The sequence below is a fragment of the Streptomyces sp. NPDC001393 genome (genome assembly GCF_053597455.1).
In genome coordinates, this window is record NZ_JBSFIH010000126.1 from 1 (window position 1) to 5,095 (window position 5,095).

Sequence of the window (5,095 nt, forward strand, 5' to 3'; positions counted from 1 at the left end):
GAACGCCTGCGGGTTGGCATAGCCGACGTCCACTCCGTGCTTCCTGACGAGGTCAGCGGTCTCGAACATCGTCTGTGCCAGGTAGTCGGCCACGCCGTTGAGCCACTGCGATTCCTCCGGTGAGATCCCTACGGGGGGGATCTTGTTGAGGCAGGAGGCGTCGTTGGACAGCAGCGGCGGGTAACCCATGAGGACGATCCGGGCATTCCGGGCCTTGTCGTGGATTGCCTCGATCGTCTTCTGGATGCTGGGTGCGACGACATCGCTGATGAGGTCCGGGATGGCTTCCGCGAGCGGCTTGCCCTGGTAGGGGCCGTCAGGTACGCCCTTGCCTTCGACGTTGTCGAACTTCTTCTCCTGGCACGGATTTCCTGTCCCCATGCACTGGGTGATCACGTAGCCGAACCGGGAGTCGTTGCCGCCGATGGAGATGGTGACCAAGTCGGTGTTCTGGTCCAGGTATCCCTGCTCGATCTGCGGCAACTCTCCGCTGTTGTCGTATGTCCTGTCTTTGTTGTCGGTCGGAGCGATCACGTTGTAGGTGCGGGATCCGGAGCAGGCGATGAGGTGGTAGTCCATCCGCGCGCTCCAGTTGTCGTCCAGCTCGCCGATGGAGAGCTGTTCGCCGGGGAGCTTTGCCTGCCGGGACCAGGCGTAGGTGGAGCGGTGGCAGCCGTCGCGGTCTCCGCTGACCTTGTTGCGCCAGTTCGTCTCCGGGTAGTAGTCCCGGTTGCCCTCGGAGGCTCCCTCACCACTGGAGAAGGAGTCGCCCATCGCGACGACCGTGTGGTTCGGTTTACCGGGAAGGCCCTGGAAAGCGACGGCGCCCCAGGCAACGTCCTCGTCGCCGGTCCCGTCGGGGGTGGTGTTGGTCAACGTCACGGACGGGGTTCCGGTGAAGTGGAAGACGCCGAGGCTGACCCATCGGCCGGCTCTCTGCTCCACGATCCGTCTAGGGCTGTTCGTGTCGGACCCGCCGATCGTGTAGGCGGCCTGCCTGGTCTGTGCCCCGGTGTCGGGAAGGTGGACCAGGACACGGGCCCAGTTGAGGTTCTGACCGAGGGTCCAGGTGCCGTCGATGGTCATGTAGCCGCCGTCACCGCCGAAGTGGTCGGCGTTGCGGGTGTGGGTGTACCAGTAGTGGCCGCCGTACCCGCCGCCCACCGAGTGCAGGTCGGCCTTTGCTTCGTACCGGCCTTCCGTACCCGGGTTGAACTTGAACTGGAAACTTCCTGCGGAGTGGATCGTTGCGCGGCCGCTCTGATCGCTCCAGGACGGCGTTCCGTCCGGCACCGAGGCGACGACTATGGATCCGGCCGGGGCGGCGGAGCACACTGGCGTACCGGTCTGGAGGCGGGAGCCGCGCCCCGGTTCCTGCACCAGCGTCCCGTATTTGATGTTCTCGTGCCCGCAACTGGTGTCGCAGTCGGCCTTCCATGTCACGTTCGGCTGGTTCCACCAGTACTGTGCGTAGCACTCGGCGTCCGGGCACTTCGGCGGAGTGTTGGAATCGCAGTTGTTCTTGGAGTTGCAGAAGGCGTCCAGCGGCGGCTGTACGGCGGTGCGCTGGGCGACCAGGGTCCACCAGGCGGGCCGGAAGCCGGCCGAGGAGAAGCCGGACTCGCCGGGCCAGTCCTGGCGGCCGGAGGTGGCGTAGGAGTAGCCGGTGTCGATGGACCAGGCGGCCCAGCCCATCACCTTCTCCTCGTACGGCCAGTCCTGCGGATGGGCGGCGTCCTTGTTCGCCTCCGGCCCGTCCACGTCGGTGTTCATGAACGGGTGGCCCCAGCCCTTGGCGTAGATCGGGTTGGCCGGGTTGTTGTACCAGCCCAGGCCCCAGTGCCCGGAGTGGCTGCCGGCCTGCGACGGAGGGTTGAAGCCGAGGTTGTAGTTCCACACGGCGGTGAACCAGTTCTCGACCCTGGAGGAGTCGTCGTTGTTGACGGTGATCTTCTGGCCGTTCTGGTGGACCTCGTTCCATTTGTCGGCGAGGATCTTCAGGGAGGCCGCGACGTTCGTTGCGTAGTCGATCGCGACGAGCTTCTGCAGGCGCGGGTCCAGGCTGGTCTCGCCCGGCTTTTCGTGACCGGCCAGCCGCATGCCGTCGGTCACCTGGCCGACGCCGTAGCCGCAGTCGGACTCGTCCCAGTTGATCTGCCAGTAGGCGGCCGGGTCGCTGGGGTTGGCTTTGTGGCCGTAGTAGCCGTCGACGGCGGCCAGCGGGTTGCCCATCTGCCCCGGGATCGATCCGCCCTCGGCCTGCCACAGGTTGGACTCCTGGGCCATGATGCCGAGGACCACGTTGGCCGGGATCCTGCCGCCGCCCGTCAGTTTCGGCAGGGGGAACAGCGACTGCGGGTCGACGGTGCCGAGGCCGGCCTGGGCACGGTATCCGCCCTGCCGGATGTAACTGGCGCTCAGATCCCCGCGTACGGCCATGTCGACGGCCCACTCGACCTGGTTCGACGTCGGCTGCAGCGCCTGGACGTTGACGTCGTTGCGGGAGATGGCGCACCAGCGGTCGTCGTCGGTCGGCGGGCTCACCGTCAACCCGGCCGTCTTCGCCGAGCGCCCCGGCCGGGTGCGCGTGGTGGTGGCGGTGACCAGGACCGGGGAGGGATCGTTGCCCGACCCGTCGCCGGCGTCCTGCTGCACGCTCTGCGTCAGCCTGGTTCCCGTGGCGGTGGCGGTGCTGGTGACCGTCAGGGGCTCGTCGCCAGCGGCGCCCTGCGGCGCCGTGCGCGGGGCGGGCTCCTCGGACTTCGTGAAGCCCTGGCCCGCGTTCTTGATGTGCGTCAGGCCGGCGCGCACACCAGGTGCCAGGACCGGGTCGACGGCGAGACGGCCGTCGGAGGAGATGTCGGTGCCGGCCGGGGCGCCAAGGCGAGTGACGCCGGTTCCCGCAGCGGCAGGGGTGCCGTACGGGCGGCCGGTGAGGAAGACCCTGCCCGCGCCGCCCTGCACGAGGTCGAGGTCGCCGAGCCGGCCCGAGGCAATCCCCTTCGGTGCGCCGCTGCCGGTGAACAGCCTGGCGCGCGCCGCGGAATTGCCCGTGCGCTCGAGGAAAGCGATCGTGCCGTCGGCGGCAGGCCGGATGTCGAACGGAGCGCTGCCCGCGTCCGCGAGGCTCTTCACCCTGCCCGAGCGGTCGAGGTGGACCAGGCGGCTGCCGAGCGCTGCGACCGTGCCGTCCCGCACCGGAACGGCGCTCGTCAGTTCGCCCTTGGCCTCCACCGTCCCCGTGGTCTTCCCGGACACGTCCACGGTGATCACCCGGCTCCGGGTGTGCGCGGCGTCGTTCATGTCCCTGAAGCCGGTGAACGCGGCCTGGTGCGTGGTCGTGTTGCAGGACGGGTCGAAGGAGGCCAGCGACGCGGTGAAGGGCAGCTTCCTCACCTTGCCGGTCGTCAGGTCGACGATGGCGGCGAACGCGCCGCCCTGCATCAGGTCCGGCTTGTTGGTGAAACTGCGCGGCGCGTACACGGCCGCGACGTGGTCGCGGTCCATCAGGCACTGGTTGCCGATCCAGGAGTCCGCCGGCAAGCCCGGCTCGGCCAGGACAGCAGCGGTCTTCCACACGTACGCCTTGTCGCTGTCGGCGACGAGGATACGCAAGCCGTCCGCGTCGGCGGCGGCGGTGACCGCACGGTCGGAACTGGCCTGCCAGTCCCTGCCGAGCTTTCTGTCCGGATCCGTCACGCGGCCAGGAGGCACCGGCACGGCGTGCGCGTTGTTGCCGTGGCCGGAGCTGGGCGTCGGCGCGGCAACGGCGGGCGCTGCCTGCAGCAGGCCGCCGGTCAAAGCCGCACAGGCAGCCAGGGCAGCTATGGGCAGGTGTGCTCTTTTTCTTCGTCTCAAGACAGCTTCCCCGTTTCTAGTTGAGAGGCCCCCTGCCTGGTCGAGGCAGGGCTCGGCCGACCACTCCCGGCAAGAGGACCGGGGGGCGCGAGTGCGAAGAGAGTTGGCCGACGATAAAAGCGGCAACGGCGCGGACGGCGGACCCGGGTTTTCTCCAACCAGGTCCGCTTGCCCCGGGAGCGTGGCAGCGATGGCCACGTGGGCGTCCCTGCCAGAGCCGGTCAACCAGCCGACCCTGGCCGCGGCGAGTCGCCGAATTTTGGTGAGTGACTCCCCCGAGAGGCGCCGTTGGTGCCAGACCCATGGCTGTAAGCGCGCATCAGCGGGTGCGTCCCACATCAGGGCCAGTCAGGACGCGACAGGCCTGGCCCCGGACCGGCTCACCGAACAGCTCGCGCGAACAGGGCGTCCTGGATGGCGGTGGGGAAGAGAGCCGAGTCCTGGGCTTGCTAGGCCTTGTATTCGTTCCGCTCGACGCTCTCGATGGTGATGTGCGGATGCGCGGGAGGCGTGTGGCCAGGGTCGCTTACCGTCAGCTGCATGGGCCATGAGGTCCCCGGATACAGGCCGACGACATCCGCCGATTCGCTGACCGTTGCGTCGAAACCGCCCGGCCCGGTGACCCGAAGGCGGAATCGATAGAACGCACGCTTGGTACCACTGTTGACCACCTCGACAGGGACCGTCAGCGCATCTCCGTCCCGCCTAGCCGTGTACACGGTCACGTCTCCCTGTCGGATGACCGGAGTTCCGAACTGCTCACTGCCCTTGGCGATGCCGGTCACCGGGGACGGCGTGATGGTCACCCCGGGCGGCGCAGCCTGCCTGCGCTCCCTTTCCGCCTTCTGCCTGGCCGCCTCCACCCTGTCAGGGCTTGGGGTGGCAGCGGCCGAAGGCGTGGCGGAAACCGGCGTTGAGGACCGGGCGGCTGAGGTGTTCGGGCCATGGCTCGCCGGTTCGTGCCCGCACGCAGCGGTCATCGCTCCGGCGGCGACGAGCAGAACGAGGAGCCGACGGGACACTGGTCTACGTACGGGCATGACAAGCACCTCCGGGACGGAGAGGGACGGGTGACGGTCAGTCACAGGCAGTGATGACCGTCTGCCGGTCGATGATCGCAACATTGCCCTCCCACATCTGGGTGAGCTGACCCCGGATTCGTGGAGTCCCTGAAGCCAGGCTTATGATCCTGGCCCGAAGGAGAACCACGAGCAGTGCCAGCACCACGCAAATACCC

At 68.1% G+C, this 5,095-nt stretch carries 2 protein-coding genes; both read right to left on the reverse strand.

All coding sequences use genetic code 11. The features are described 5' to 3' along the window. Positions 1-3,699, reverse strand: a 3,699-nt coding sequence (locus ACWC2T_RS45555) for a GDSL-type esterase/lipase family protein (RefSeq protein ID WP_450676172.1), incomplete at its 3' end; no start/stop codon positions are given. A gap of 608 nt (positions 3,700-4,307) precedes the next feature. Then, complete coding sequence (locus ACWC2T_RS45560; RefSeq protein WP_450676173.1) at positions 4,308-4,643, reverse strand: hypothetical protein; 336 nt, start codon at positions 4,641-4,643, stop codon at positions 4,308-4,310. Between the last annotated feature and the right edge of the window lie 452 nt (positions 4,644-5,095).